This window comes from Virgibacillus sp. W0181, from assembly GCF_051846915.1.
In the GTDB taxonomy this organism is placed as follows: domain Bacteria; phylum Bacillota; class Bacilli; order Bacillales; family Amphibacillaceae; genus JBPYCR01.
Genome location: NZ_JBPYCR010000043.1, coordinates 22,563 through 29,468, shown reverse-complemented (window position 1 = coordinate 29,468; position 6,906 = coordinate 22,563). Strand labels below are relative to the sequence as shown.

6 protein-coding genes are annotated in these 6,906 nt (G+C 37.9%); 2 read left to right on the top strand and 4 right to left on the bottom strand.

The genetic code is table 11. From position 1 onward, the window contains the following. Together ACLIBG_RS13920 and ACLIBG_RS13915 are read left to right on the top strand one after the other, a co-directional pair. Positions 1-376, top strand: a 376-nt coding sequence (locus ACLIBG_RS13920) for an EAL domain-containing protein (RefSeq protein WP_439313376.1), incomplete at its 5' end; no start/stop codon positions are given. 9 nt (positions 377-385) lie between these two features. Beyond that, positions 386-913, top strand: a complete 528-nt coding sequence (locus tag ACLIBG_RS13915) for a PilZ domain-containing protein (RefSeq protein WP_439313375.1) — start codon at positions 386-388, stop codon at positions 911-913. Positions 914-1,021: 108 nt separating this feature from the next. Here ACLIBG_RS13915 and cydC read toward each other — a convergent pair whose 3' ends face one another. From cydC to ACLIBG_RS13895, 4 genes are read right to left on the bottom strand one after another with little or no spacing between them, the layout of a single operon-like run. After that, entirely contained in the window at positions 1,022-2,743 is a 1,722-nt protein-coding gene (cydC, locus tag ACLIBG_RS13910) for a thiol reductant ABC exporter subunit CydC (protein ID WP_439313374.1), read from the bottom strand. After that, positions 2,740-4,491 (bottom strand): thiol reductant ABC exporter subunit CydD, encoded by a 1,752-nt coding sequence (cydD, locus tag ACLIBG_RS13905; RefSeq protein ID WP_439313373.1) that lies wholly within the window; start codon positions 4,489-4,491, stop codon positions 2,740-2,742. Before cydD ends, cydC begins: the two co-directional genes overlap by 4 nt. After that, a complete protein-coding gene (gene cydB / locus ACLIBG_RS13900; protein WP_439313372.1) occupies positions 4,491-5,504 on the bottom strand; it encodes a cytochrome d ubiquinol oxidase subunit II in 1,014 nt (337 codons plus the stop codon). The genes cydD and cydB overlap by 1 nt, the downstream gene beginning before the upstream one ends. Continuing rightward, positions 5,491-6,897, bottom strand: a complete 1,407-nt coding sequence (locus ACLIBG_RS13895; RefSeq protein WP_439313371.1) for a cytochrome ubiquinol oxidase subunit I — start codon at positions 6,895-6,897, stop codon at positions 5,491-5,493. The genes cydB and ACLIBG_RS13895 overlap by 14 nt, the downstream gene beginning before the upstream one ends. Positions 6,898-6,906: the final 9 nt, after the last annotated feature.

Below are 6,906 nucleotides of genomic sequence, written 5' to 3'. Positions count from 1 at the left end.
TGTGCTAGAAATTTCTGAGTCAGAAATAATTAAAGATTTTGTCAGCTTTAAAAAGCAATTAAGAGAACTTAAAATACAAGGGTTTTTAATAGCTATTGATGACGTTGGAAAAGGATTTTCTGACATGCAAACTATGATTGAATTGGAGGCAGACTATTTGAAATTAGATCGTTATTTCTCACAGGATTTACACCTGTCCACACAAAAACAATCTTTTGTTTCCTTTTTTGTTAACTATTGCAAACAGAATAACAGCGAGTTGATTCTGGAAGGTGTTGAAAATTATGCAGAAATGGAAACGGCAAAATCAATGGGTGTTCCTATTGCTCAAGGATATTTTTTAGGAAAACCAGCACCATTAAAAAAATTGATCTGAGGTGAAATCATGCTCTATATTAATATTTTTCAAACAGTACTCATTATGATTTTGTTAGTCCTGTACTTTTATCAAAAAAATACTTTTGTAGTACAAAGTTCTTCTACGAATAAGAACAATAAAAATAAATCAAATGAATCAATTAATTATATTAGATTGGATCATAGGAAGTCCTTCAGAGTCCCTCTACTTAAAGAAGATTGTTTGGTAGAGTTTTTGGAATTTGAAAACAATAATTTAAATAAATTAAAAAACAAAACATTTAACGCTCACTTGGAAAATATAAGTATAGGTGGTTTAAAACTTAATTGCAGTTATGATTTTCCTGCCAAGCAAAGTATTTTGATTAAAATGAATTTCAGTTTAAAAGGGCATGAATTCAATTTAAAAGGTAAAATTGTAAGAAAAGAAGAACATAATCATAAAGATATTGTTTCTTATGGCGTCCAATTTGTAGAAGTGCCTGCTGATGTACAGGAAATATTAATTACTATGTTAAATCAAATAGAAATAGAAAGACGAAAAAAAATAAGTTGAATTGGCACCCTGCTGATGTAAACAAACTAAACTGTGCGAGTAAGAGAGCGCTCATCTCTTCATTATACAGTTTAGTTTGTTTCCTATAATAAGTATCTTGCAAACATATTAACCTTGAACAATCCCCGTATCCATCTCATATAGCTTCCGGTAATAAGTACTGCTCTCAATCAATTCACTATGGCTGCCGGATAGTTTAATCTTTCCCTGTTCAAGAAAAATAATTTCATCCATTAATTCTGCACCCGCAAGATGATGTGTGATGAGAATAACTGTTTTGTCTTGAGATGCTCGAAGCATTGTTAAAATTAGTTCACGCTCCGTCAAGGGGTCTAACCCTGTTGTTGGTTCATCAAGAATAATGATCGGTGTATTCTGGATCAGTATTCTGGCAAATGCAATCCGGTGTCTTTCACCGCCGGAAAATCGTTTTCCCATTTCTTCCATTTGTGTATGAATCCCTTTTGGCAATGTATCTATCATATCCATTATTTGTGCACGTCTTAAAACATCAATAACTTCTGCTTCTGTTGCATTAGGACGCCCGACACGAATGTTATTTGCAATTGTCGTGTTAAATAAGTGCGGATCCTGGTTAAGGATGGATACAACGCGCGATATATAATTTGCGTTCATGTCGTTCGAATCAAGTTGAACATGTCCGGATTGCGGAAAGAGTACTCCAGATATCAATTTTAAGAGTGTTGACTTCCCTGCCCCACTTCTACCAAGCAATGCCATTTTTTCACCTGGGTTTATTGTTAAATTTAAATTGTTAATAACTTGCGTATCGTTATCCTTATAACGAAAGTTTACATTTTTTAAATAGATTGTCGGATGAGATGTCATTACTTCAGTTGATTTACTATTTCTTAGATATAATTTTTGTGTTGATAACTTGTTCATTCGTCTTATTGATTCAGCATAAGTTGGAATTTCTTCTATTGCATTGCTTGCTGGCATAAGTGCATCTGTTACAGAAATCATCATCAATACAAATGCAGCAATAACAGTGGCAGATATCGTTCCGTCATTCGCCTGGACATCTGCCCAGATCATTGTTGAAACGATGATTATGCCTGAAAGCAGACGAAGCATCGCATCTCGTATGTGATGCCACCTATGAATATTGTTCTCTTGGTTAATCAACTCGGTATTATCTTGATCAACGTGATGATACAGATCATTTTTACGCCCGCTTAGCAACCAGTCAAGTTGACCGAACAAAGCATCCGTCATGTGCTGATACAATGATGCCCGCTTCTGTTTGATGGCAACATGTCTTTTCTTCATAATAATATACGAAAAAAACGGAATGAGGAAAACGATAATCCCAAGTAAAGCCATCATCAAGAGCATGAATGTCCAATCAAATACGCCAAAAACAATTAAGATAACAGTATATACAACGATACTTGTGACGGCTGGAAACAACGTGCGAATATAGAAATCCTGTAATTTTTCGATATCCTCGGCGACCACTCCAAGAATATCACCTGTCTGAAAGCGGCTTTTTAATACGAGTGCTTGTGGCTCAATAATATCGTACAATTTATTCCGATAAAATGATAAAATTCGAAGTACAACATTGTGACCGACAAGTTTATCCAAATACGGAAAAACTGCCTGTGTTATACTGAATGCGCGAACAGCAACGATGGGGACATAGACGAGCATAATATTTTCTGGTTGAAGGGCCGACTTAGAAATCAGATAACCTGAAATGAACAAAAGCATGGCAGCAGAACCGATACCGAGAAAGGAAAACAATATATTAAGAGAAATTCTACCTTTATAATGAATTATATACGGTGTAATCCACTCTTTCATATGGCCTTCCCTCCTTTTCGGTTAAGAAATCGATTATAGGGTCCTTTTTTTGCAATGAGTTCCTCATGAATTCCCTGGTCGACAATCATTCCGCTATCAAGCATATAAATATAGTCCATCTCACTTATCCAATGAAACCTATGTGTAGCCAATATAACCTGTCTATCGGAAAATACATCACGCATGACGTGTTTAATGTCATATTCAGTTTCAATATCAAGGTGTGCCGTTGGTTCATCTAGCAGAATGACAGGTTTATTCGACAATAGCGCTCTTGCAATGGCAATCCGCTGTTCCTGGCCACCGCTCAGCATACGGCCACCTTCTCCAATTTGCTCATGAATTCCATTTGGCAACTTTGCAACAATTTCTTCAAGGCCAATTTTTTTTATAACCTCTTCCACCTGGGTATCCGTTGCTTCCGGAGCATAAAAACGTATGTTTTCAGCAAGCGATAAAGGAAATATATACGGCTGTTGTGGAATATATGCAATACATTCATACCAATTCGAAGCATTCAAGCTGGTCAACGACTCATCGTTTAAATCAATTGATCCTGAAGTCGGTTGCAGCCGTCCAGCGAGAACATTAATCAAGCTTGACTTACCTGATCCGCTTGGACCAATTATGCAGATCCAACCGGGCTTTAACTTAAATGACATATTGTCAAGTAGTCGTTTCTGATTTAGTTCGACCGTGACCGCGTTGAAAGTCAATGTTGTCGAAAAGTTTTCCGGATCTGATCGTTGTTTTGCAAAAGGCCTAGCTGTAATTTGGGCATATGAATAATCACTTTCCATATCGTGCATGAGTTCATTAATTTCTCCCATAGCTACTTGTCCATCAAGTGTTGCATGATAATCTTTCCCTACTTGTTTTACCGGGGCAAAATACTCCGGTGCCAAAATTAAAATTGTCAACGCGGGGAGCAATTCGATCTGACCATCGATAAGTCTAAACCCAAGTCCAACCGCAACGAAAGCAATGGACAAACTAGTAAAAAAATCAAGTGCAAATGAAGATAAAAAAGCGACCTTCAGCGTTTTCATCGTTGCTTTCCGGTAATCGGTATTCACCTGGTCAATCTTTTTTGCGTGTGCTTTGCTTCGTCCAAGAAATACGAGTGTTTCCAACCCGTTTAAAGAATCAATAAAATGATTGGAGAGACGTTTGTATGTTTCATATTGTTTATCAGCCATTGCTTGTGCAGCTTTGCCTAACAAGATCATAAACATAATGACTATTGGAATCGTTAAAGTAAGAATGACGGACGATGATACATCAACAGTCCATACATAAACAACAATAACTGCAGGAATAATTATTGTCTTAATCATGCGGATGCTAATGATTTCGGAATACTTTTTAACTTGGTCGACCCCGTCCATTGTCAATGTCACAAGGTGACCAACGCCTTTTTGCTGAATTAAAAAAGGGTGATTACCAAAATAGGTTCTTAGTAGCTTATGTCGCAGCATACGTGCCGTTTTACTAGCATAATGTTCTGCACACATATGTTGTATATGTGTGATGGCATAGCGAAGAACAAAGGCAAGGAAAAATAAGCCGATATCCGATGCCAATTCACCAATCGACGTGTCATGGAATAAAAAGGTGACTGCCCGGGCCAGGAAAAAAGCCTGAGCAATAATGGCAGCCACTTCTATAAGTGTTAATATGACCAGCAACCCGTGCAGCAATCCTGCCCCTTTATAGCGAGGTAATCCTCTATCACGTGTCTGTTTCATTAATATTCCAACTCATCTTCTTTTTTTAATCGTTTTCTAAATATAAAATAACTCCAAGCTTGGTAGCCGAGAACAAAGGGCAAGAGAGCAATGGAAAAGTAGCTCATCAATTTTAACGTATATGGTCCTGAAGAAGCATTATAAACCGTTAAACTATATGCATCAGAAATGGAACTAATCATAACTCTTGGAAAAATACCGATAAATATACTTCCCGTCAAGAGTATAATCGAAATTGTTGTAAGCGTAAATCGAGTGCGTTCACCAGCATCTGCCTTTGATGATAATCCCCAGTACAAGGCAATGAATGCAAGGATGGGCAAAATAAAAAAGGTCTGACCATGATACGTGAACACATCAGATACAAAATAGCCCGTCACAATAAATGCTAAGAATAAAATAAGTGTCACCGGCGTTACTTTTCTGCTGAATGCTTTAGCTCGTTCATTTAATTCCCCTGTTGTCCGAATGGAGATAAATTGCAGACCATGAACAACAAACAGCATTAAGAGCATGAAGCCTCCAAGCAGTGCGAACGGATGCAGAAACTGAAGAAAGCCACCGACCATTTCCATATCTTTGTCAATTGGCATACCTGTCATAAAATTTGCGAGAACGACACCCCATAAAATAGGCTGCAAAAAACTCCCAATCATGAGTGCCCAATCCCACATATTACGCCATTTCTGATCCTCTACTTTTCCCCTGAATTCAAAGGACACTCCTCGAATAATTAATGCTAAGAGCATGAAAACAAGCGGGATGTAGAAACCACTAAACATCGTTGCATACCAGTGTGGAAAGGCAGCGAACATCGCTCCACCTGCTGTAATGAGCCATACTTCATTCGCATCCCAGAACGGACCAATCGTATTAATGTATACTCTTTTTTCTGTATCATCTTTTCCAAGAAAGCGGGCTACGATACCTACACCGAAATCAAATCCCTCCAATACGAAAAACCCGACAAACAATATCGTAATTAAAAGAAACCAAAACTCAGGTAGCGACATGGTTTTTATCCCCTTTCTCACTATCAAATGGATCATGAGTTTGCTCTTCTTTATCTTCAACGAATACAGGCTTCTCAATATGACGCTTGAACAAAAACACGGTCAAAATCGCAAGTACTGTGTAGATAAGCGTAAAAGTAATTAAAGAAAATAACATCTCACCAGCAGTTACTGACGGTGAAACAGCATCCTCCGTTTTCATGACACCATAAACAACCCACGGCTGTCGTCCCATCTCTGTCATCATCCAACCTGCTGTGTTGGCGATAAAAGGTAATGCCATTGCCCAAGGCATAATTTTTAAAAATATGTTTGGTTTTGGCACTTGATTTTTCCGGGACACATAACCACCATAAAGACCTAATAAAAGTAATAAACCACCCGAACCAGTCATAATTCGAAACACCCAGAACAATGTTTTCACTGGTGGAATATAATTTCCCGGCCCATATTCGGCTTCATAATCGGCTTGTAACTGGTTAAGTCCTTCGAGTGACCCGCTAAATGAATTAAATGATAAGAAACTTAATAGATAAGGTATTTGAATCTCATAATCATTTAGCTTTTCTTCCGTGTTAATGGATGCAAATACGCTAAATGGTGCAGGATCTTCACTTGTTTCCCACAGAGCTTCAGCAGCAGCCATTTTCATCGGTTGTGATTCAACAAGATACTGTGCTTGCCAATGTCCAGTAAACAGCATAATAAATGCAGCGGAAGCACCAATAATTATTGATATACGAAATGATCGCTTGAACATTTCGATGTCATGCTTTCTTAGCAATTTCCAAGCACTTATACCCGCTACAAGAAAGGCTCCTGTGACAATGGATGTAATAAGTACATGGGGAAATTGCGCCCACAAATGAGGATTTGTCAAAATTGCCCCGAAGTTGTTCATTTGTGCTCTCTCAGCCGTCAGTTCGAAACCAACAGGATTTTGCATAAACGAATTGGCTGATAAAATCCAAAAAGCAGATGCAATTGTGCCTATAGAGACAAGCCAAATAGAGGCAAGGTGTACTTTTTTCGGGAGCCTGTTCCAGCCAAATACCCACACAGCAATAAAAGTAGACTCAAGGAAAAAAGCGAGTAGTCCTTCAATTGCAAGCGATGGTCCGAACACATCTCCAACAAACCGGGAATAGGTTGACCAGTTCATACCAAATTGAAACTCTTGAAAAATCCCTGTCACAACCCCGACTGCAAAATTGATAAGGAATAAAGCACCCCAAAACTTTGTCATTTTACGGTATATATCTTTTTTCTTTACTACGTACATCGTTTGCATAATGGCAATCGTAAATGCTAAACCGATTGAGGTAGGAACAAAAAAGTAGTGAAAAATTGTCGTTGAAGCAAATTGCAATCTCGCAATAATTAAAGGATCCATGCATTTGGC